This window comes from Nitrospina watsonii, from assembly GCF_946900835.1.
Lineage (GTDB): Bacteria > Nitrospinota > Nitrospinia > Nitrospinales > Nitrospinaceae > Nitrospina > Nitrospina watsonii.
The window spans coordinates 240,131-261,383 of sequence record NZ_OX336137.1; the positions used below are offsets into that span (position 1 = coordinate 240,131).

The following is a 21,253-nucleotide window of genomic DNA, read 5'->3' on the forward strand; positions in this document are numbered from 1 at the left end:
CATGGATTCCGCACGGCAACAATCCGGTGCCGTCTCCAAACTGGCGTGGAACCTGGTGGTGGCGGCCAGTTTCATTCTACTCATCTACCTGCCGGCGGAAGATGCGCTGATGGGGCGCGCCGTGCCGGGCAGTTACCTGGGGTTGATGCAGCTGTTGCCCATTGGCATCGCCTACACGCTGGGGGTGACGCTGGCGGGCAGCCTTGCCGCCATCCTGGTCGGCCTCATCGTCTCCTTCGGCAAGCTGTCGGGGAAACGTCCCTTGCAGCTGGCCGCGTCCCTGTACACCGAAGCCCTGCGCGGCATACCCCTCCTCGTGTTTCTGTTTTACATCTATTACGCGCTGGGTGAAGTCTTTCAGGTGCCGAAGTTGCTGGCGGCGATTCTGGGATTCGGTTTCAGTTACGGCGCGTACATGGCCGACGTGTTCCGCGCCGGGATCGAGGCGGTGCCGAAGGAGCAGGGCGAGGCGGCGCGCAGTCTCGGCATGAACGCGCAGCAGGCGATGTTTCAGATCATCCTGCCGCAGGCGTGGCGGACCATCATCCCGGCGATCGGCAACCAGACGCTGGGCATGTTGAAGGACACCAGCCTCGTCTCCGTGCTCGCCATCAGCGACATCCTGCGCGTGGCGAATCAGTACGCGGCGACGCACTTCAATTACTTTGAGACGTACACGTATGTGGCGCTCACCTACCTGTTGCTGACCCTGTTGTTCTCGAAAGTCGTGGATTTGCTGGAACGCCGCGTGGCCATTCACTAACCCGGCGGCGCCGGGAGCCGGCAAATGCAATTGAGATAGTGGTTGTGATTCTGAACGCAGTAAAGAATCGATGGTTTTCTTTCTTGGCTGAAAGGGGAAGGGGCATCGGTAACCTCCCCTCAATCCCCTCCTTGAGAAGGAGGGGAGGAAAACTGTGGAGTGCGCCCACGGACCATCGAAATGGAAGGAGAGAATTAGCCCTTTGCCTCAGGCGCAGCCTGCGCCCACGGACTATCGAATGGGAAGGGGAGAATTAGCTCATCGGCCTCCGGGTGCAACCCGGCGCTACATGAAGAATTCCATGTACACCATCCAGCCGATCATGGAGAGGACGAGGATGGTGTAGCCGACATGAACCCAGATGGTGAAGATGGGGTTTTCCTGGCGCTTCGGCGGTGGTTTTGGCGAGTCGTTGTCCATGCGCTCACTTTATCATATTTGCCCCGGCTATGGCACCGTGGTCGATAAACGGGATTGCGTCCTGATGAGAGGTCGATATGTCATTCTGCACGCAGTGAAGAATCTCTGTTTTTCTTCAGTGCGGGAAAGAGGAAAGGTCATTGGTAACCTCCCCTCAATCCCCTCCTTGAAAAGGAGGGGATAGGTAAGAGGTGGCGCAAAACGTTTGATCCCACCGGGAACCCAGAAGGAAAAAGCCCCCCAGCCCCCTTCGGAGAAGGGGGAGCCCATCGCCCACCGGTCAGCGTCGGCTCACCGGGTGTTAGCTCGTTTCTTCCGGGCGAGGCCCGGCCATCCGCCTCCGGACGCAGTCCGGGCAATCTGCCTCCGGGTGCAACCCGGTTAACGCAGGTAGCAGTTGTTCGGGAAATCGACGATGCGCATGGGACCCGGAAAGTGCTGCCAGTGGCCGCGCGGCAGGGTGTTGAGCATTTCCTGGACGTTCATGACGGACACCTTGTCAGTGCCGTTGTAGTAGTAGAGGCGGTTGACGGCCCAGCAGTCGGCTAGGCTCGTCTGGCGGCGCTGTTCGGACACCGTGGTCGCGGGGTTGACGACGAAACCCAGCACGTGGCGGCCGCACTCGCGGAAGTACATGAACTCCTGCATGAGGGGGCTCGGTTTCATGGCGGCCAGCGCGTGGAAATTGACATTCAGGACGGGCAGGCCACGGAAGGTGTACGACGCTTCCACTGCCGGGGCTTTCCGGTCTTTCGCCTTGACCACCGTCACCTGCCGCGAGGAGTGGTCGAGGCAGGAATACTTCGGGTCCATGTCCGCCAGGGCGGTTGCGGGGAGTCCCAACACCACCATCCAAATCACTGCCAGCCTGAAAACGCGCATGCTTCCTCCAAATCCTGTATGGGTTTGATTATCAGTAGGTTCCGGGAATTTTGTCCGACGGAGAAGCTTAGATTAATCCATAGGCTCCATAAATTCAACTTTTTGCGGGATATTTCCGTTAAAGAAACAGGGCCGTTTTGGGCCCTGATGTGGAACCGTATTGAATATGGGGCCGTCAGAGTGAATGGGAAGCTCCCGGCTCGTTCCCGTATTCCATACGGCGGCACCCCCCAATGCGGGTTGGGGGGTGTTTTTATTGGGATGCGGTGGGGGGCGGTTGCGATTTCAGCCGAAACCCATGTGGTGCCGCTTGGGAAACGGTTGTAGCGGTGTTATATTAAACATAGGAACACTTCGTTGTGCCCGCACACCGGCGCGTCATGCATTTTGGGGGCGAACTGGGATCGACGGGAGTAAAGAGACGAAGGTGGCATGCAGGGGATACCGTTGGCCCCTAAAAAAACGGTAAAAACCATAATCGCCAATGATTATGAAGTAGCTGTAGCTGCGTAACTAACCCTTACCAGTTGCCGTCCCGTTCTCTTCTGTTCGCGAGGAGGATATGGACGTCATTTCTGCGAACTCGCTGTACACTTCGTGTCTCGGGAGTGTGTGGTTAAACTTTAGAGACTGGCTGGCATGCAATCCTGTTCGCGGGAGTAATGCCGGCGAGATTCAAAACGCGGACTAAGCATGTAGATGCCTTTTGTTAAAGACTTCCGGACGGGGGTTCAATTCCCCCCGCCTCCACCAATTTTCAGTCCGATAAAATCCAAGCAGGTCCATAAGTCCGTGTAAAAGCGGGCTTTTTGGTTTTGGGGCCGGTTCCGGGTCCACCTGGTGGGGTGGTTGCGGAAGCAGTAGGCCATGGAGTTTGCATTCGAGGGAAGTCGCAAGCGATTGCCGCTATTTGGATGTTGGGCAACTGCATCAGATGGGTAAAGTCTATGATGAAGAATTGTGCGAGCGTATCAATGAAAACCGAAAATTGGGTATTTAAGATTTCTTAAATGTGGCGACCGATACAAGGCATCGGCCCCTCTTGGACCAATTTGATTTTCTTCCAAGCTCAATTTTTCCAGGTTTGGAAATGCTTTTGATCCGGCTAGTGCCCGGGCACCTTCATCTCCTATCATGTTGTAATCCAGTAATAATCGTTTCAAGCCGGAAAAATTTTCGGACTCCGCCAAAGCTTGAACCCCTTGGTCATTAATTTGATTGTGAGATAGATTTATAATTTTAATATTTCTGATGCTTGAAGATTGAGCCAGCAACCGTGCGGACTGGGAGCTTAAGTTATTTTTTTTTAAATTAAGCTCCGTCAAATCCGTTAAAAACTGGGTTTCCAGTAAGGCCTCCAACCCCAAATCTCCCATAAGGTGGGACTCCAGGTTATTCAGCTCGCCATTTTCTTTTAATTTTCGAAAGTTTATTTTGAAATTAAATTTAGCGCAGGCGTCTTTTCCCGACTGGCCCAGGGGGTTTCCAGTCATGACTAGTGTGTCGAGTGACTTTAGCAGGAAAGGTGCCTGGGTCAGGGCATGGGCGCCCTGATCTGTAATTTTATTAAAGCTCAGGTTCAATTCGTTGAGTTGAGATTCGGAAAGCTTAGCCAGCAAAATATTGGCTCCCTGGTCGCTAATGTTGTTTCTGTAAAGCACGAGAGTTTCCAGTTGTTTGAATAGTGGGGAGCCCACCAGTTCCTTTAATGCTTTATCCGTGACGCCGCTTTTTTCTATGCTCAGGTGCCTCAGGTTGCTCAAATGCTTGGAATTTCCCAAAGCCTGGATACCCTGAATGCCAGGATCGACACCGTGCAAGACCAGTTTTTTTATGGTTTGAATTTCCGGAATACTGGCCAGATGGGACACACCCTGGGCGTCAATGGGTTTTGAAATAATTCTCAAGGTGTCCGGGTTAAAACGCAGTTTTTTTTTGATGTAGGATTCGACTTGATCCAAGCTCCAAAAAGAACTCGATCCGGTAGTAAAGAAAAACGCGAGGACCAAAATGGAAAGACGAACTTGCAGTGCAAGAGATTTCCTGTTTCCAAATTGTTCAGGCATTGGGTTTGGCCTCAACTACCGCCTTTTTTAGAGTTTCTCTGCTTGGCAAACCGGAGGGCTTCCCGCTATCTAAATAAATCCGGCACTTCCGGCCATAGCTTGCGTCAGCCATGGAGTTGCCTTCTACATCTTTACCGTTGATTCGAATTGAGGGGGAGCCAAGAAAGCGCATGGTTTGAGCCATTTTTTCCGAGGTGATGTCTATAGATTGAATGTCTGCCTGAACGCCTTCTTCCGCAACCACCTGCTGGAGCATGGCAAGGGCGGGTTCATGGTTCGGGCAATCGGCAAAATAAAGTAATTCGATTTTCATTTTAAGAAAATTTTTTAAGTGTTGTCTTGATTTGGAGCTCATGAAATTTTAATAGACAATGTAAATATCCGCATTTTCCATGGCTTTTACCATTTCAGACAGGGAGACCGGTGTTAAGTTGGGATCGATTTCAGAGCTGTCGATATTATATAAAACGGTCATGGTTTTGTTTATATAAAGCTTCGCACCCCTTTCCTTCAGGAATGCCAGATAGTCGCCATAGTTGTCTGGAATGGTTTCCAGCTTTTCATTGAATTGTTCCGCCAGTGCTTTTTTCTCTCTATCCGGAAGTGGGGCACGGTCCATGTCGGTCGCGGCGGGGCCCAGGATGCGCCACTTTTTCTTAACCGATGTCACCGCACTTCCATCAAAAAGAAGAGTGACCCGGTGCCCCCCATGCAGGGCCGCCCAGGCCAGGTTGGGCGCGACACAAATCTGGGCATCATCTTTTTCCAGCGAAGTTTTAATATGAAAGAGAAAATGCTTCTTCGAGTTGGCGGACGGAGTGGTTTCACTGATTGCTCCGCTGGGGAAAGCCAGAAACAGCGCCCCGGCACCAAGAATCAGTAAAATTGTTTTAGCAAGAGTCTTTCGTCTCAGGCAAACCAGTGACATTTCATTGTTCCTTTCGCGTTCAAATCGATCAAAATCAGAGGGGTTGCTTTCCGGTTTCTACCGTGCCGCTCGGTTCGGTTTCGATTTGGATTTCAATGGTATTTGTTAGATTGGCCAAGGCTTTCGATTCTTCGAGAACTTTGGCGCCGCGCTCCCCAATAGGGTTTCCCCACATTTTTAAAATTTTAAGGTTCTGGAATCCGATCGAATTGGCCAAATCTTGCGCCCCTTTTTCGTTTATTTGATTCCATTGCAAATCAAACTCCCTCAAAGCATCCAGGTGAGTGACCTGACTCAAAATGCGGGCTCCCTGGTCGCCAAGTTGATTCCGGCTTATGTTCAGTGTGTGGAGTTTTCGGAGCATCGGAAAGCGGGTTTTTCCAAGAAAGCATTCCGCTCCCTCTGGGCCGATAAAATTGCCCGGGACTTCCAGGATTTCAAGGCTGGACAAAACGGGCGACTGTACCAGGCTGCAAAATCCTTTGTCCCCAATTTGGTTATTGCCGAGCAAAAGGGTTTTGAGATTCTTGAAATTGCCGGAGTTCGCCAATGCCTTGGCTCCTTCCGGGCCAATGGTATTGTTGGATAAATCCAGGTATTCCAATTTATTTAATAGTGAATGAGCTAAAGCGCGTGCTCCTTCCGAATCCACCTTGTTTCCCCACATGCTTAAATAATTCACATTGGAAAACGCTTCCGAGTTGGCGATGGCGGCGACTCCCGCGGAACCGATTAGATTGTTCTTAAAATCTACTTTTATGAGATTGCTCAAGTACTTGGAATTGGCCAGGGCAATGGCCCCTTGGTCCTTCATTTCATGCGATGAAAGAATCAACGTTTCGACCTTGGACAACATTCTTGAATCTGCCAGTTGTTGAATTCCTTCATCTTTGAGTATGCCACCGCGGCTCATGTTCAAATGCTTGCCGCCATCCCTTAAATCTTTAAAAATGAGCTTGTTGATGTCGAAGGCATAAGCAAGATTTGCCGTGAGGGCCAGGAGGCCCAGTAAGGAAAAGAATGTGCGAAAAGGGAGATGCATAATTTAAAAAAAATTAAGGGAAGTTATGAACCACCAGGTTGACTTCCAATCCATCGGATAAGAATCCGGAGTGGTCTTTGCCCGCCAGAGTGGTGATGATTCCGTTTGTATCCACTTTGCGAAGACGGCTGTTCAGGCGGTCGGTGAAGTAAAGATTTCCCTTCTCATCGAAAGCCATGCTTGCCGGTCCGTTGATCTGCGCATCCACCGCCGGGCCGCCGTCCCCTTCGAACCCGGCCTCGCCGGTGCCAGCAACCCGGTGTATGATGCCATTCAGGTCGATTCTGCGAATCACATGCGACGTCTGCTCTGCGACATATAAATCCCCGTTCGGAGAAAATTTGAGATCTCCAGGCGACCGGATTCCCGCCTTCACCGCTGGTCCCCCATCGCTGTGATCTTCAAACTCCCCGGTGCCCGCGAATACTGTGACCGCAAACTCCGGGTCGATTTTCCAGATCAGGCTTTTGCCCGAATCCGAAACATAAATGTTTCCCGCATCGTCAATTTCAATACCATTGGGATGGATGTCGCCTTCCAGTTTTCCCCAGGACTCCGCCGCCACCTTGTCGATTATTCCCTCCGGTGTGATGCGCCGGATAAAGGGGTTTGCCGTGTCCGCGACAAGCAGGTTGTCGTGGTTATCAAACGCAATATCCTTGATGACGTAAAACGACGCCTCGCGGGCCGGGCCGCCGTCGCCCCCAGTGCCAACCCGGCTGTCTCCGGCAAACCAGGTGATGGTCCCCTCGCGATCGATTTTTCGAATACGCCAACCGTTGCCGGAACGGACCACAACGTATAAGTTTTGACTGGAATCCAAGGCCAGATCAGAGGGCTTTTGCAGGGTGGCTTTCAGGGCGGAACCCTGGTCCCCGCTGTTGCCAATCTTGCCGTTCCCGGCCAGGGTCACGATTTGTTGTTCGGGGGTCAGCTTTCGAATGACGTTGTGCATTTGATCCGAAAAAATCAAATTCCCTTCGGAGTCCCGCACCAGGCCGGAAGGACCGTTCAAGGTCGCTCCCAATCCCTCTCCCTCGTCTCCTTTAAAGAACTGTTCTCCGTTGCCCGCAATGGTTTCGACCCGCTGAGTCGCAAAATCCAGCCGACGAATGCGAAAGTGATTTCGATCGACCACATACAGGGTCTTTTCATCCGGACCTAAAGCCAGGGCGAAAGGCAAATGCAGGTTGGTTTGGGGAGCCAGGCCCTGGTCTCCATTGAAATGTGTGTTCCCGGTGCCCATGATGGTGGTGATGATGCCCAGGGGGCTCACTTTGCGGATTTTGCTGTTGTTGCGGTCGGCAATATAAATACTCCCCTTTGTGTCCACTGCCACATCGGTGGGGTAGGCCAGATTGGCCTCGAAGGCCGGGCCCCGATCGCCTCGGGAGGCAAACAGGCCGTCTCCCGCGACGGTGGTGATGATTCCATCTTTGTTTACCTTCCGCACCCGGTTGTTGCCCCGATCCGCGATGAAAATATTTCCCTTGTCGTCCAGTTCAATCCCAAAAGGAAATTTCAGAAAAGCGTCGAGGGCCAGTTCAAAGTCCCCGCCATACCAGGCCGGACCCAGACCCACGACGGTGGTGATGATGCCTTTTGGATCGACCCTGCGGATCCGATTATTGGACCGGTCGGAAATGTACAGATTGCCTTCTTCGTCCACCGCCACATCCGAGGGGAGATTCAAGCTGGTTTCGACGGCGGGCACCTCGTCGCCGGTGAAATCCCCTTTCCCATTGCCCGCGACGGTGGTGATGATGCCTTCCGTATCCACTTTTCGAATGCGGTGGTTGTTGCGATCCGCGACATACAGGTTTCCTTTGGGGTCCACCGTCAACCCCGCCGGCGAATTCAGCGAAGCCCGGATGGCCGGGCCGCCGTCGCCCGAAAACGCCGCTTTCCCGTTTCCGGCAACAGTGGTGATGATGCCGTTGCGATCGATTTTACGGATGCGATGCTTGGAGCGGTGGCTGATGTAAACATTGCCTTCCCGGTCCACGACGATCCCATCCACCAAAGTCAATGGGACCGAAAGGGCAGGCTGGCCGTCGCCGATTTCCGGGTAGGGATACAGGGTTTCCCCCGTATAGGCTGGGCTGGCGGACATTGGAATCCATATTAAAAAGGCCGCCAGTATTTTGGATAAGAATTGCATGGTCATTCCATTCGGTTGCGCCTGGATCTTTTTCCGGAATCGAAGCTGGTCAAAATGGGGCACTCTTCCGATGGCACCGTTTTCTGACACTTTAAAATAAGTCCTTTTAAAGCTTTCTTGATGGATTGAAGCGATTGGATTTTTTGGTCGACTTCGGTGAGCTTTTTTTCTGCCTGGGTCATCACCGTCCGGCATTGCCGGGTTCGAGTGGTTCGCAGGCGCAGAAGCTCGGAAATTTCACTTAAGGTGAAACCCACTTCCTTTGCATTGCGGATGAACCGGATACGGTGAATATAATCCTCGGTATAAAGACGGTATCCGGAAGGGGAGCGGGCAGGGGGCTGGATCAGGCCCTTCTTCTCATAATAGCGGAGGACCTCAATATTGATGCCACATTGTTGGGCCAGTTTGCTTCGAGTGTACATGGCTCTCCTTCTTCGAGATCTTCAATCTAAACCCTGTTCCATGGACCAGAGTCAAGGCCAATCCATCGGTTTTGGGCCTATAAGGAGTCTGTATGAAAAGGTAGGGACCCGCTCCGGGCAGGTCAACGCCTATTTCCAGGATATTTTCGGGGTTGGCGCCGGGCTCACCCGGTGCGATGTCTTGTCTGTTGGTGATTTATTTTGGTTTTCCGAGGAAGGCAACGCAGAGCATGGTCTTATCCACGCTGTCTCCGGGAATGGGAATCTGTCCGGCGATGCCGTAACTCTGGTTCAGGTTCTTGAAAAGCCCGGCCAGGCTCAACGGATCTTCCCCAAAATCGCGGATGGAGCGGCGGGTGGTGACCGACTCGTAAAACGACCGGTCGCTGGCGCTCAATTCCTCTTTCGGTATCAACTCCACTTTTTTTGCGTGCGGTTACTGTTTGAGGAAGATGAGGAAATATTTTCGATAACGGAAGCACTGGAAGAGGCCATCGATCTGGGAGAGGTGGGCAAGCAATTCGATGTGGTTTTTGTTATTTTGAAAGCGAAGGCGGCCGAAGTATTGAGTCAGCCTTTTCGGCTCGTTTGACAGCGGAGGTGTTCGGCGAGTAAAATGGTTTTTAATTTTGAGAAATTTTTTACCTGAAGATATTGCAAGTGCACAAGTGCAATTGAACCCATGGCTGGCACGGATTAGGGGGCAACTTTGGGGGCAGGTGAGAAAAATTTAATCGCTTAAACGGTTTAAATATAATTTGTTATAAGGTTTGTTCAGGAGTCCCCGCCCCACCAATTTTGTAAAAGTCGAACCCGGGAAGTTATGGAAGTATCATTTCATGAAACTCTATATATTGACGGCGATACTTTCCTTTTTCCTTTTGGGTTGTGCAACAAGCAATAAAATACTCCGTTCAACTGTCCAAACACGGTCTGTAACAGACGTCAAATGGGAAAAGCTTAACCCGGCGCGTGGCGAAAAAAGCCCGAAAGCAGCAAATCTGTGGGGTGATCGAAAAGATAAGGTTCCAACTGGGTTTTTAGTTAAATTTGTCGATGGGTTTTCTTCTCCTCCGCACATTCACAATGTAACTTACAGAGGAATTGTGTTGAATGGCCTCATTCACAATGATGATCCCTCTGCTGCCGTTATGTGGATGCCAAAGAGTTCTTATTGGACTCAGCCTGCAGGCGAAGCTCATATCACATCTGCCAAGGGAACAACAAACATTGCCTTTATTGAAATAGATAGCGGCCCTTACCTTGTCCGGCCAGTGAGCAAAGCCTTCGATAATGGGGAGAGGCCCATACATGTTCAAAATTCAAACATTACTTGGGTCGATAAAGGAGAAGCAAAAGTAGCCTTCCTGTGGAAAGATTCAAATCATCAAATTTCTGGACGCCTTGTTGAATTTCGTAATTCCATAATAATTGGTGGCCAAAATAATCGAGTGGTTGTGGTGGATGGGAGTATTGAAGTTGACGAGAAAAGTAACCGTATTTTAATGCCAGGAAGCCTTATTACGATGGATAAGGATTCAAGCACGACTTTTCTATGCCGGGGACAGGTGAGCTGTATTGTTTATGTGAAGTCGGATGGCAATCTTGTACTGAATTAGGGAGCTATATTACAAGGCTGAGAGGCACAGACACGGGTTCGACTTCAGAGTATTCGCCTCCACCCATTTCAAGTCCGATGAAACCCGAGGGAGCAGGACCCGGGCGCCGCCGGGACGAGAGACGTCATGGCCGTTGAGTTGAATCACACCATCATAGACGCTGTGGACAAGAAGAAGTCCGCCACCTTCATGGCGGACATACTGGGCTTGCCCGCTCCTGAAGAGTTCAGTCATTTCCTCATTGTCCGTACCAGCAATAATGTGAGTCTGGATTTTCTCGAAACCACGGATAAAATCGAGACTCAACACTATGCCTTCCTGGTGAGCGAAAAGGAGTTCGATCAAATTTTCGGACGTATCACGGACCGCGGGCTGCCATACTGGGCCGATCCCCAGCAAACGAAACAAGGCGAGATCAATCATCATGACGGCGGCCGCGGTGTGTACTTTGAAGATCCTTCCGGTCACCTGCTCGAAATCATCACCCGCCCTTACGGAAGCCAGGCGTAATATTCCGGCTCCACACTGGAAAATGTTTTTTCATTTGTAGTTTTTGGATTTGCCCTCGTCGCTCCCTTCCATTTTCGTCAGGCTTTCAGGATTAATGCAATTTAAGAGTGGGGTGTTTATCTGATGTGATCTACTCCAAACTCTTAACTCTGAAAGAGTTTAAAGGCCACTTTATATCGACTCCAAACCTTTGGTTCTTCGAAAAAATCAATTTTTGAATATATTGCATTTGAAACCAGAAACTTGAGGTGGGCGGAAAATTATCTTTAAAACCAAGGTTTAAAAAAAATAGTTATACTGTAAAAGTTCGGAAAACAAACGGCGTATTGTCAAGGGGGGATGGAAATGACGTTTCCATCGATGGCCCAAAATGCTCTGCTACTTGAGGGATCTTATGAAATGGGCCTGGTGGCCCTCTCTTACCTGATTGCGGTATTCGCTGCCTTCACCGCACTCGATGTGATGTCCCGTATCAGGAAAGGCAACGCCCCTCCGCGCCATTTCCTGATCGTAAGCAGTGCCGTTTGCATGGGCGGTGGAATCTGGGCGATGCATTTCATCGGCATGCTGGCATTCCGCCTGCCGATGCCCGTCTCCTACGATTTTCTCCTCACGCTGTTCTCCCTGTTTGTTGCGATCATTTCCTCCGGCGCCGCGTTTTACTTTTGCGGTTCCCTGCGGTACCACCCCACCAGAATGATATGGGGCGGGCTTCTCATGGGGTCTGGTATTACCTGCATGCACTATTCCGGCATGCTGGCCATGACCATGGAAGCCACCCAGCATTACGATCTCGGCATGGCCGGTCTTTCCGTTTTGATTGCCGTGGTTGCTTCCATGGCCGCGCTGTACATCATGATGAAATCGCGGCAGGAGGACAGGTACAACAGTTTTCTGGTGAAAATGCTCGCGGCCATCATCATGGGCGCAGCGGTGGTGGGCATGCATTACACCGGCATGGCGGCGGGCATCTTCGTCCCGTCCCAGGAAATCGCACACCAACAGGAAGTCCTGCTGGATAAAGACACCCTGGCGCTGGCTGTGGTGCTGATGACGTTTTTCATTCTCACCATCGCCCTTCTGCTGGAAGAGTACTCCTCCATCACTCTGCTTCCGGTTTTGTTTTCTTTTTTCATGATCGGCATCGGTTGGGGCGGTTTCCAACTGGTGCAGAAAGAAGTGAAAGGGAACATCGCCAATTTGCTGAGAACCCACCTTCAAATCAATGTGGAAGCCATCGACGCCGTGGTGAAAAAGGAACTCCAGATTATAAAGTTCTGGAGTGGGGACGAGCGGGTACGGCCCAACATCCTTTCGCTTGCGCAAAAAGCCACGAAACAAGACATGACCCGCGAAGAATTGATGGCCACTCCGGAACTCGCCCGATTGAGAAAAATTCTGGGACCCTTCCACCGCAACCAGGATCATATCGGATTTGTGGTGGTGGACACCACCGGTCGTACCCTGGCGGCACTTCTGGAGGAACCGGTGGGGCAATCGTTGTTGAAAGGAAAACCGTTTGTAGAGAAGGCGCTGGCTGGCAACGTGGTGTTCTCTTCCCCGTTCTGGGCGGAAGTCAAACTTCCGGGCCTGAAAGGGATTTATGATAAGAACCAGCCGACGATCTTTGCCGCGGCGCCGGTGCGCCATGCAGATGGAGGCGTGGCGGCGGTGTTGGCATTCCGTCTGCGCCCTTCCATCGCTTTTGGTAAAACCCTGGAAACCACCCACTCCGGAGAAACCGGAGAAGCGTACGCCTTCAACCGGCAAGGGATCATGATCGGTCACAGCCGGTTTGACCATCAGATCAAGAAGTTTGGTTTGGCCGAACTCAATAAAAATTTGGGAACCTATATACTGGAGGTTCGCGATCCCGGAGGCAGTGTCCTGGAAGGATACAAGCCCACCCTGCCGCGGAAGCAGCAACCTCTCACCCGCATGGCGGCGAGTGCGGTGATGGGGGAAAGCGGATTGGATGTCAATGGATACCGCGATTATCGGGGAGTTGCCGTGGTTGGAGCGTGGACATGGCTTCCCCAATATGGAATCGGTGTGACGGCGGAGATGGACTTCGATGAGGCGTTCCGTTCCTCCCGGACACTGGAAAGGATTTTTGTTTCCCTTCTGTTTGTTTTGTTTTTTGCGGTGGTGATCACCCTCATCGTCAAGCGCAGGCACACCGATGCGGAACTGCGTGAAAAACAATCCCAGACAAATGAAATCAAGGCGAGGGACGAAGCGGAAAAATTCCGCCAGCTGTTCCTCGCGGAATCGGACGCCATCCTGATCTTCGATGTGGAAACGCGGAAAGTTCTGGACGCCAACCCGTCCGCGGAAAATATGTATGGTTATCCGAGGCAGGCGTTGCTGGGCCTGGAGCTGGAAATGTTGTCGGGCGATCCGGCCGCAACGTTGCAGGTTTTTGGGGAAGTGGTTGCGGGGGAATCGGTTGGCATGGTGGTCTGCCATCATAAAAGGAAAGACGGCCGGGAGTTTCCCGTCGAAGTGTCGGCGGGCCTCATCCAAACCAGCGAGGGAAAAGTTGCATTTGCGGTGATCCGGAACATCACCCGGCGCGTGAAGGCGGAAGAAGACCTGAAAAGCAGTGAAGAACGGTTTGCGTTGGTCATGGACGCCAGTCAGGACGGGCTTTGGGACGCCGACATGGTCACGGGAAGGCGCTATTTCAGCGCCCGCTGGATGGCCATGCTGGGTTACGGACCGTTTGAATTACCCCATGTTCAGTCCACCTTTTTCGATTTGTTGCATCCGGAGGATATGGAAGCTTATCGGGAACGGATTCACAGGCACCTTGAAGAGGAGGACAGTCATTTTGAGTTCACCCTGCGCCTCCGGCATAAGGATGGATCGTACCGGTGGATTCTGACCCGGGGAAAAACGGTGCAGCGCGATGAGCGGGGACGCGCCCTGCGCGCGGTGGGCACGCATACGGACATCACCGAGCGCAAACTGGCGGAACAGAAACTGGTGGAGGCGGAACGCAACGCCAGCTTGGCGAGCGAAGCCAAAAGCCGGTTTGTCGCCAACATGAGCCACGAGATCCGCACGCCCATGAACGCCATTCTCGGCCTCACGCACCTGACCCTGCGCACCGATCTCGACGACAGGCAGAGGGAGTTCGTCATCAAAATTCAAAAGTCCACCGACAGCCTGCTGGGCATCATCAACGATATTCTGGACTTTTCCAAAATCGAAGCCGGCAAACTGGATTTGGAAAAGGTGCCCTTCAATCTCGAAGAGGTTTTGGAAACCGTCTCTCAGCAGGAGTTCTACCGGGCGCAAAAGAAGGGTACGGAACTGATCTTCTTCAACTCTCCCCTGGTGCCCGCGAAACTCATTGGCGATCCTCTCCGCATGGGGCAGGTGCTGACCAACCTGGTCAACAACGCCATCAAGTTTACGGAAAAGGGAACGGTCGCCGTGTACACCGACCTGGTTTCCGCCAATCCGGAAGAGGATCGGGTCCATCTGAAATTTGTGGTTCGGGACACCGGCATTGGCATGAGCCCCGAACAACTCCAGCGTCTGTTCAAGGCGTTCTCGCAGGCAGACCCCTCCACCACACGCCGCTATGGCGGGACGGGTCTGGGACTTGCCATCACCCAGCAATTGGTGGAGTTGATGGATGGGACCATCGACGTCAAGAGTTCGGAAGGCAAAGGAACCACCTTCACTCTGGTCCTGCCGTTTGAATGCGGAGAGAAAGGGGTTGGCACGTTGCCAGCGACGACGGCATATATGGAGAAACGGGCGTTGATCGTGACTTCCAGCTCCGACGAAATCGGTATGGCAAAAGAAATGTTGATGACAGTCTCTTGTCAGGTCGATTGCGTGCCGTCGCTGGAGGAGGCAGAGAAAAAGCTGGGCGAAACAGGGCTGAAAGCCTACGACCTGATCCTGCTGGATATCAACGAGAATTCGGAAAACTGGCAAGAGGCCTGCCGGCGCATAAAAAACCAAAGCGCCAATGAGAAGGCTCCTAAAATCGTTGTGGCGGCTCCAGAGGAAAACCTCGTCCAATACAGTTCCATGAAAAACCAGTGTGTTGACGGGTTTTTGAACAAACCCATTCAGCTGTCACAGTTGTTCAATATGATTATGGACCTGGTTTACGAAAAACAAAAAACCTCGGTGGCCGGTCTCACGCAGAAGCCGGTCAATGCGTTCCACTCCGCGTTCTTTGCCGGGAAGAAAGTGCTGGTGGCGGAAGACAACGAAATCAATCAGCAGGTGGCCCGCGAACTGTTGCAGGAGGTTGGATTTGAAGTCCGGATGGCCAACAACGGACAGGAGGCTCTCAGCGCGTTAAAGGAAGAGCGCTTCGATCTGGTTTTGCTGGACCTCCAGATGCCGGTCATGGATGGCCTGGAAGCCGCGCGGCACATCCGGGAAATGGTGCAATTCAAAAACCTGCCGTTGATCGCCATCACCGCCAACGCCATGGTCGGCGACCGGGAGAAAACCCGGAATGCAGGCATGAACGACCATATCACCAAACCCATTGATCCGGAAGCGATGTACCGCACCCTCCATCGATGGCTGGGTGATTGCCGTTCCCGCGCCCCCATGCCGGAAACCGGTGCCACTTCACCGGAACCCAAGCCGATCCCCGGCGGGGACTGGACGATCGAAGGCATCGATGTGGATCAAGCCATTCGCCGGATTGGCGGCAAGAAAGAAACGTACGTTAAAATTTTAACCGGATTTTATGAGCAGCACTTGGGCCAGGCCGGACGCATTGCCGCGGCGCTGGAGGCGGGCGATTTCCAGACCGCGCAAAGCGAGGCGCATTCCTTGGCCGGGGTGGCGGGAAACATTGGGGCGAACGACCTGTTCCATTCCGCCAAGGAGTTGGAAACCGTGTTGGAGAAAAACAAAGCCCAGCAACGGGACGGAGCCTTTCGTGATTTCATGCGGAACTTTGACTGCATCATGGAAGCGGTGGGGCAGTGGCTCCAATCAAGAGGCATTCCCACCCATCCTGTTGTGAAGGCGGCCCCGGTGCGTGTGGAGAATTTGGAGGGAGACTCGCAGTTGATCATGCTTTTGAACAACATCGCTCAACTGCTTTCGGAGAACGATCGGCGTGCGCTCAACCGATCCCTGACCCTCCGCGGTTATTTGGAAAATTCACCCTTGCACCAGGAGTGGGTGCAGTTGAAGCAAGCTCTGGAGCAATATGAATTTGCGGATGCCGGGAAAATCCTGCAAGCCATCCAAATAAAAGTGCAGGAGAAGACGATTCTCTGAACGCGGCGTCGCCGGATCTTCTTTGGCAGGCGTGGTTATTTGTTGATGACCTGATCGGGCTTGCCGTCGTGATTGCGGTCGATCTCCACCCGCACCACCTTGGCGTCCGGTCCGTAAATCTGCCACTGGTCCGGCTTGCCGTTGCCGTTGGTGTCGAACCCGGCCTTATCCATCACCTCGGAGTTGTTGAAGTACTGCCACTGGTCTGGCTTGCCGTTGCCGTTGGTGTCGAAAGACGATTCGGAAATTTTCCCGGCACTGTTTAGCTGATCCCAACGGTCGATCTTGCCGTCTTTGTTGGCATCGTACTCAATGCGCTCCAGCTGTTCCGAAGCGTTGAAGTACTGCCACTGGTCGGGTTTGCCGTCTCCGTTTTCATCGCGCACGGCTTTTTCCAGTTTGCCCTGCTTATTGTAGAATTCCGTCCAGTCGACCCTGCCGGAGTAGGTGGAATCCAATTCCATTTTCTGGATCCCGCCGGAAGCGGAGTAATGTTGGAACTGGTCCATCTTTCCGTCGTGGTTGCGGTCGAACTCGACGCGCGTGCGTTTTCCGGCGTCATCGTAATATTCCACCTGGTCCGGTTTGCCGTCGCCGCTTTTATCGAACTCCACTTTCTCCGGTTTGCCGCTGGCGGAGAGGTGTTGCCACTGGTCAACCTTGCCGTCGAAGTCGGAATCGATTTCGTGAACCTCCGCCAGCGTGGGAGCGGCAGCGAGGGTGAATGCCGCAAACGCGGCCCAAGCGATGAAATGAATTTGTTTTTTCATGATCCTATTTGTTTAGAATGAATGAAATGGGAACTTCCAGAACCATTCGGTCCTCATTCAAAATTTCCGGAATACCCGGAAAGGGCGCGGCGTTCTGGATAGTCTTGAGCGCGGCGCTGTCCAGAATTTCATGATTGGACGAGTTATTGATGGTGATTTGGCTCAAGGACCCGTCTCTCTCTATGGTGAATTTTACCACGGGTTGACCTTCCAGTCGGCGCATGCGGGCCATCTTGGGATAAAATTTCGCTTTCAGAATCTGCCCCCAGATGGCGTTGTTGAACTGATCCAGCGCTTTCTGCAGGTCGGGTCCGTTGCCGCTGATCTTGGCCATTTTGACCGGCCCGGTTTTATTGGGAGTGGGCGTGTTCAGGCTGGCGGTCTGGATGGGCTCCGCCGCCTCCTCGATCAAGGCATCCGGGTCCACGGTCTGCATTTTCACCGTCTTTGTCTTCGGCGTGAATTCGGGCGTCACCGGCGTTTTCAGCACGGCGGTGGTGGGGGCCACTTTGGACTGCACCGGCACCGTGGACACCGGGGTTTTGAAACTGGCCTCAACCGTGGTGTGCCGGATCGCCCGGGCGAAGGTCGGTGTCTGCGTTTGCGGTGTCGTCACCTCCTGCTGAATGGGCTTGGTGTTCACCGGGGGTGGCGGCACCTTGGGCTTCACCTGTTGGGTTTGCACCACCTGCATCGGCTTGGGCACCGGTGGCTTCAACGGTTTTTTATTTACGGTTTTCTGTGGCGGCGTCACCGGTTGCTGGGCGACGGGTTTCAGCGCCTCAGGCTGGGTTTGTGCGGGAGGAGGCGGGGGAGGGGGCGGCGGCTTGGACGCCACATGCACCTTGATTTTGGGCTCCGGTTTCGGCTCGAGATGGAAGGTGATGTTCTGTTGCCAGATCACCCACGCCACCATGAGATGCACCATCACCGACGCGGTTACCGGTAAGTGTGTAGGGTATCGAGTCTCCATATTCACGCTTAAGAAGAAGTTGACTTAAGGGGATCGGTGGCAATCACGATGTTGCCGGCTCCGAGCAGTCGCGCCATATCGAGAATCTTGGCGAACAGGTCGAAATCGGTTTTCTTGTCCGCCTCAATGATGATGGGCACGGACGAATCCTTTTCCACCGCCGTTCCGAGAATCGATCGCATTTCATCCAATGACACTTTTTTGTCGCCCGCCATCAACGTTCCGTTTTCCTGGATCTGAATCTTGATCGACTTCATGTTGAAAGACTCGCTGGACTCCGCCTCCGGCAGTTCGATGTCCATGCCCTCCTGCCGGATGAACGTGGAGGTCAGCATGAAAAAGATCAACAGCAGAAAAACGATATCCACCAGCGGCGCGATATCGAGTCCTTTATTTTTCCGGGGCTGAACTTTAAGGCTGACCATATTTTCTGTCGTCCAAAATCACTTCGCCGGGGCGTTGGCCATACGCCGTTCGCCGGAATCTTTTTCGGGCGCCACGGCTTTCGTCCGGGCTTTTTCCTTGGTGTCGTCCCATTGGTGCACCAGGTGCAGGCTGAACTTCTCCATCAAAAACGACATCGTTTCCATCCGGCGGTCAAAGTAGTGGAGCATCACCATCACCGGAATGGCGACGCCGAGCCCAGCCGCCGTGGTCATCAACGCTTCCCAAATGCCGCCGGCGAGGATGCTGGGATCGATCTGGTTTTTGTGCCGGGCCACTTTGCCGAAGGCCTGGATCATGCCCACCACCGTGCCGAGCAGACCGAGCAATGGAGCGATGGCGGCGATGACTTCCAGTGCGCGCAGGTTTTTCCCCATCTTGCTCAACTCTTCCTGTCCGGCCAGCGTCAGCGCCTCTTCGAATTTCCACTTGGGATAATTGAAGCAGTTGCGTGCTACCTGCAAAAGGCGGCCGGCGGAGCCAGGTAGCTGGTCGTGTGAGCGGGCGAAAATGTTATTGCCTTCCAGGAACACGGTCTTAAACACGCTCTGCATCTTTTCCGGACTTGATTTGCTGGAATAGAAAAAAATCAATCGTTCGATGATCAGCGTCAGCGCGACGACGGAGCAAAGAATGATGGGGATCATCAGGACCCCTCCCTTGCCGATCAATTCCAATAATGGAATCGTTTCCTCCACGGCGGCTTTGGTTTGTGCGGGATCCATTCAACCTCCTTCAACAATCAACGCGAACAAGAAAATACCCCGAACCGGAAACAGCGTGGCTTTCCCCGGACCGTGGCGGACTCAATCACTCATTTTTAGTGGAATCGGCATGGGTTTTGGAGGGCGACGCCTCCATCTTCCCGGAATGGGGAAGACAAAACACATAAGCTCCACATGTATGACGTTTGAAAGAGCCCAACCCTGACCTTATGAAAATGTTTTTGAAATCTGTTGCCAATAATCTTAACCAAAATCCCTTGAAAATGAAAGTCATTATTATACTCGATTTTGTGGGCGGATGGCTTGACAGCCCCCTGTGGATGATATACTTTGATTTTGATTTTCATTATAAATTAGCTTGCCATCCGTTTCTTTCGGAAAAGGGCTCGGATACCGAGGTGTTTTCAACCCGGTATTTCCCGGGGCTTTTCTCCTGGTTTCCGGCGATGGCAGACTGGGGAGTGTTTTCGATTTGGCCGCACCCGCTCAAGAACAGATGGTTGAGCATCTGTACCTTGCCAATCATCACGCCTTATGCCGGTTTTTGACGCGTATGCTGCGCTGCGAAGAAGCGGCAGCGGAAGTCGCGCAGGAGGCTTACCTGCGCATGTTGCGCTATGCCTGCCGCACGCCTTTGACGCATCCCCGTGCCTATTTGTTTCAGGTCGCCGCCAACCTGGCCCGCACCCGCCTTCAGCAGGAGCGGCGTCATTCCCTTCATTTCAATGAAGCCGTTTTGCCGGAAGAAGTCGAATGCCCGGCTGAAGACACGGAACGCGCGGCCATCGCCAAGCAGGGTCTGGAACAGTTGTCGCAGGCGGTGGCCACGCTGCCGCCGCGTTGCCGGGAAGTGTTCCTGATGAATCGTCTCGATGGACTCAGTTACAGCCAGATCGCCGAGCGCCTGGGTATTTCCCTCAACATGGTGGAAAAACACATCATCAAAGCCCTCCTGCATTGTCGTAAAAAACTCCATCTGGAACGTTAAATAGAAGTCAGGGGTTTTCGGATTCCTGAAGTCTCACTCATTAAGGAGCGTGCCCGCAGGTGTATGCCGGGTTGCGCGGTTGACTTGATTTGTTCCGTTCTGGCACCATGCCCTCATGATCCCTCACGACGAACCCGGAAATTCCGTGGATGAACAACTGGCTCAGCAAGCCGCCACCTGGTTTGCGCGCATCCATTCCGACCGGGTGACGGCAGCCGATCGCACGGCTTTTCGCCGTTGGCTGGTGCGGCATCCCCAAAACCGGAAAGCCTACAGTGAGATAGAATCGTTGTGGGCAGGTCTGGGTGAGGTGGCCGATCCTCGTCCCGCAAAAAAAACGGCGTCTCCACCGCAAGCGTTGCCGCGTCCTGCCGGAAAGCGTTTCATTCCGCAGTTGGCGTTGGACGGTGCAGTGCGCTGGGGTGCGCTGGCGGCGTGTTTGCTGCTCGCGTTCTGGGTGACGTGGGGCGGCACGGACGCCCTGGTCTGGATGCAGGCCGACCACCGCACCGCGCCGGGAGAAGCGCGGCAGGTGATGCTCCCCGACGGCTCGCGCGTGCACCTCAATACCGACACGGCGTTGGTGCTGGACTTCGATGCCGGGCATCGCCGGGTGCGCCTGCTCGGCGGCGAAGCGTTTTTCGATGTCGCGCACGATCCCGCGCGTCCGTTTGAAGTGGCGGCGGGCGACGGCATCACGCGCGTCACCGGCACGCGTTTCAACGTGCTCGACCGGGGCCGCAACGTCACGGTCACCGTGGTGTCGGGATCGGTGGAGGTGCTGAAAAACGAAACGTCCGCAGCGCATGTTCCCGCGCAGCGTTCCAAGGTGCGCTTGTCCCCCGGACAGGCGGCGGAGTACCAGCCGCGCCAAGCGGAGATCGCCACCCGCACGGCGGACGAACAGGAAGCCATCAGTTGGCGTCAAGGCAAGCTGATATTCACCGACCGCCCTCTGCGCGAGGTGATCGCCGAACTGGAACGCTACCGCAGCGGTTCCATCCTTTTGATGGATGAAGCGATTGCCAAGACCCGTTTCACCGGGGTCATCGATTTGGCGCGCATCGACCCCGCCCTCGATGCGCTCGAACAAACCCTGCCGGCGCGGGTGATCCACATGAGCGATTACCTCGTAATGATTCTTGCCGTGGGTTGATCCTCCCTTCGTTTCACGCAGTTCTCCTCACAAAAATAAAATTAATTGAAATTCCAAGGTCAGGGAACACTCCACTTGCGGGTCTAACGTTTAATGCTGGAAAAATTCCA

20 protein-coding genes and 1 other RNA gene are annotated in these 21,253 nt (G+C 53.4%); 9 read left to right on the forward strand and 12 right to left on the reverse strand.

Annotated features, from left to right (window positions below; translation table 11 throughout):
* Position 1: 1 nt before the first annotated feature.
* Positions 2 to 763: an amino acid ABC transporter permease gene (locus tag QML71_RS01105; protein ID WP_282010052.1), complete on the forward strand. Its 762-nt coding sequence runs from the start codon at positions 2 to 4 to the stop codon at positions 761 to 763.
* Positions 764 to 1,048: 285 nt separating this feature from the next.
* On the opposite strand, the gene QML71_RS01110 is transcribed toward QML71_RS01105, so the two are convergent.
* On the reverse strand, positions 1,049 to 1,183 hold the full coding sequence (locus QML71_RS01110) for a hypothetical protein (RefSeq protein ID WP_282010053.1): 135 nt from the start codon (positions 1,181 to 1,183) through the stop codon (positions 1,049 to 1,051).
* 381 nt (positions 1,184 to 1,564) lie between these two features.
* Positions 1,565 to 2,065 carry a hypothetical protein gene (locus QML71_RS01115; protein WP_282010054.1) on the reverse strand — a complete coding sequence of 167 codons (501 nt, stop codon included), beginning with the start codon at positions 2,063 to 2,065 and terminating at the stop codon, positions 1,565 to 1,567.
* A gap of 389 nt (positions 2,066 to 2,454) precedes the next feature.
* On the opposite strand from QML71_RS01115, the gene ssrA reads away from it, so the two are divergent.
* Positions 2,455 to 2,818: a transfer-messenger RNA gene (gene ssrA, locus QML71_RS01120) on the forward strand.
* Positions 2,819 to 3,036: 218 nt separating this feature from the next.
* Here the strand turns inward: ssrA and QML71_RS01125 are convergent.
* The 6 genes from QML71_RS01125 to QML71_RS01150 are packed head-to-tail and all read right to left on the reverse strand — an operon-like array spanning position 3,037 to position 8,687.
* Complete coding sequence (locus tag QML71_RS01125) at positions 3,037 to 4,131, reverse strand: leucine-rich repeat domain-containing protein (RefSeq protein ID WP_282010055.1); 1,095 nt, start codon at positions 4,129 to 4,131, stop codon at positions 3,037 to 3,039.
* A complete protein-coding gene (locus QML71_RS01130; protein ID WP_282010056.1) occupies positions 4,124 to 4,486 on the reverse strand; it encodes a DF family (seleno)protein in 363 nt (120 codons plus the stop codon). Before QML71_RS01130 ends, QML71_RS01125 begins: the two co-directional genes overlap by 8 nt.
* 6 nt (positions 4,487 to 4,492) lie before the next feature.
* Positions 4,493 to 5,059: a DsrE family protein gene (locus QML71_RS01135; RefSeq protein WP_282010057.1), complete on the reverse strand. Its 567-nt coding sequence runs from the start codon at positions 5,057 to 5,059 to the stop codon at positions 4,493 to 4,495.
* A gap of 34 nt (positions 5,060 to 5,093) precedes the next feature.
* A complete protein-coding gene (locus QML71_RS01140) occupies positions 5,094 to 6,101 on the reverse strand; it encodes a leucine-rich repeat domain-containing protein (RefSeq protein ID WP_282010058.1) in 1,008 nt (335 codons plus the stop codon).
* Between the two features lie 13 nt (positions 6,102 to 6,114).
* Positions 6,115 to 8,214 carry an NHL domain-containing protein gene (locus QML71_RS01145; protein ID WP_282010059.1) on the reverse strand — a complete coding sequence of 700 codons (2,100 nt, stop codon included), beginning with the start codon at positions 8,212 to 8,214 and terminating at the stop codon, positions 6,115 to 6,117.
* A gap of 50 nt (positions 8,215 to 8,264) precedes the next feature.
* Positions 8,265 to 8,687, reverse strand: coding sequence for a heavy metal-responsive transcriptional regulator (locus QML71_RS01150; RefSeq protein WP_282010060.1), 423 nt, complete (start codon positions 8,685 to 8,687; stop codon positions 8,265 to 8,267).
* 40 nt (positions 8,688 to 8,727) lie between these two features.
* Between QML71_RS01150 and QML71_RS01155 the strand changes: the two genes are divergently transcribed.
* From QML71_RS01155 to QML71_RS01170, 4 genes are all read left to right on the forward strand, one after another.
* Positions 8,728 to 9,279, forward strand: a complete 552-nt coding sequence (locus QML71_RS01155) for a hypothetical protein (RefSeq protein ID WP_282010061.1) — start codon at positions 8,728 to 8,730, stop codon at positions 9,277 to 9,279.
* Between the two features lie 247 nt (positions 9,280 to 9,526).
* The gene (locus QML71_RS01160; RefSeq protein ID WP_282010062.1) at positions 9,527 to 10,306 is read left to right on the forward strand and encodes a DUF4437 domain-containing protein; all 780 of its coding nucleotides are present in this window, start codon (positions 9,527 to 9,529) and stop codon (positions 10,304 to 10,306) included.
* Between the two features lie 126 nt (positions 10,307 to 10,432).
* On the forward strand, positions 10,433 to 10,816 hold the full coding sequence (locus QML71_RS01165) for a VOC family protein (protein ID WP_282010063.1): 384 nt from the start codon (positions 10,433 to 10,435) through the stop codon (positions 10,814 to 10,816).
* Positions 10,817 to 11,161: 345 nt separating this feature from the next.
* Positions 11,162 to 16,087 (forward strand): MHYT domain-containing protein, encoded by a 4,926-nt coding sequence (locus QML71_RS01170; protein WP_282010064.1) that lies wholly within the window; start codon positions 11,162 to 11,164, stop codon positions 16,085 to 16,087.
* 35 nt (positions 16,088 to 16,122) lie between these two features.
* On the opposite strand, the gene QML71_RS01175 is transcribed toward QML71_RS01170, so the two are convergent.
* Genes QML71_RS01175 through QML71_RS01190 form a run of 4 tightly spaced genes read right to left on the reverse strand, consistent with a single transcriptional unit; the run spans position 16,123 to position 18,999 of the window.
* Entirely contained in the window at positions 16,123 to 16,857 is a 735-nt protein-coding gene (locus tag QML71_RS01175) for an EF-hand domain-containing protein (protein ID WP_282010065.1), read from the reverse strand.
* A gap of 4 nt (positions 16,858 to 16,861) precedes the next feature.
* Positions 16,862 to 17,830: an energy transducer TonB gene (locus tag QML71_RS01180; RefSeq protein WP_282010066.1), complete on the reverse strand. Its 969-nt coding sequence runs from the start codon at positions 17,828 to 17,830 to the stop codon at positions 16,862 to 16,864.
* A gap of 8 nt (positions 17,831 to 17,838) precedes the next feature.
* Positions 17,839 to 18,255: an ExbD/TolR family protein gene (locus QML71_RS01185; RefSeq protein WP_282010067.1), complete on the reverse strand. Its 417-nt coding sequence runs from the start codon at positions 18,253 to 18,255 to the stop codon at positions 17,839 to 17,841.
* 18 nt (positions 18,256 to 18,273) lie between these two features.
* Entirely contained in the window at positions 18,274 to 18,999 is a 726-nt protein-coding gene (locus QML71_RS01190; protein WP_282010068.1) for a MotA/TolQ/ExbB proton channel family protein, read from the reverse strand.
* A 185-nt stretch (positions 19,000 to 19,184) separates the two neighbouring features.
* On the opposite strand from QML71_RS01190, the gene QML71_RS01195 reads away from it, so the two are divergent.
* The 3 genes from QML71_RS01195 (at position 19,185) to QML71_RS01205 (ending at position 21,143) form a co-directional block, all read left to right on the forward strand.
* Positions 19,185 to 19,547, forward strand: a complete 363-nt coding sequence (locus QML71_RS01195; RefSeq protein WP_282010069.1) for a hypothetical protein — start codon at positions 19,185 to 19,187, stop codon at positions 19,545 to 19,547.
* A complete protein-coding gene (locus QML71_RS01200; protein ID WP_282010070.1) occupies positions 19,496 to 19,987 on the forward strand; it encodes an RNA polymerase sigma factor in 492 nt (163 codons plus the stop codon). The genes QML71_RS01195 and QML71_RS01200 overlap by 52 nt, the downstream gene beginning before the upstream one ends.
* 145 nt (positions 19,988 to 20,132) lie before the next feature.
* A complete protein-coding gene (locus tag QML71_RS01205; protein WP_282010071.1) occupies positions 20,133 to 21,143 on the forward strand; it encodes a FecR family protein in 1,011 nt (336 codons plus the stop codon).
* The last annotated feature ends 110 nt before the right edge of the window (positions 21,144 to 21,253 follow it).